A 581-nucleotide genomic window follows, 5' to 3' on the forward strand; every position below is an offset into this window, starting at 1 on the left:
GAGATAGTTGGCGACGACGAGCGGGCGACCCAGGCGCGGACAAAGCAGGCTGTCGCGACGCAGAACACAACTCAACAATGACAAACGACACAAATACGCGCAAGAAGGCTAATGCGGTCTTCTTCGCGGCGGTAATGGTCGTGTCCATGTTTGCTGCTGGCTTCGCGGGTAGTGCCGCTGCAGCAAACACGGGCGCTTCCATTACGGAAGGCAGCACCGCAGTCAGTGCTGGTCCGGGAGAATCGGCAACAATTCAGAATATCACCGTTGCTGACGCTAACGGTGGTAATGGTAATCAGGTAGAGATTGACAACATTAGCGTCGCCAAAACTGGCGGCGGTGCCATCACTGCGGCTGACGTTGACCAGATCGAGCTGGTCGTTGGGGGACAGACCATCGCGACGAACGACTCTGTCTCCAGCCTCAGTGATGTCCGCTTCGGTACGAGCAGCACCGAATTTAGCTCGAACGGTGCGTTCTCTAACACCGACACCGACAGTGACAGCGAGGACGAGCTTGTCCTCGACGACGGTGGATCTGAAGTAATTGACGTCGTCGTCACGTTCACTTCCGACGCGGAA

Annotated in this window: 1 protein-coding gene; it reads left to right on the top strand. The window is 56.8% G+C overall.

Translation table 11 applies throughout. The features are described 5' to 3' along the window. Nucleotides 1–77 precede the first annotated feature (77 nt). On the top strand, nt 78–581 hold a 504-nt coding region (locus tag EXE42_RS16065; protein WP_199240786.1), incomplete at its 3' end, for a surface glycoprotein.

Source organism: Halorubrum sp. SP3 (assembly GCF_005435195.1).
Taxonomy (GTDB): Archaea; Halobacteriota; Halobacteria; order Halobacteriales; family Haloferacaceae; genus Halorubrum; species Halorubrum sodomense.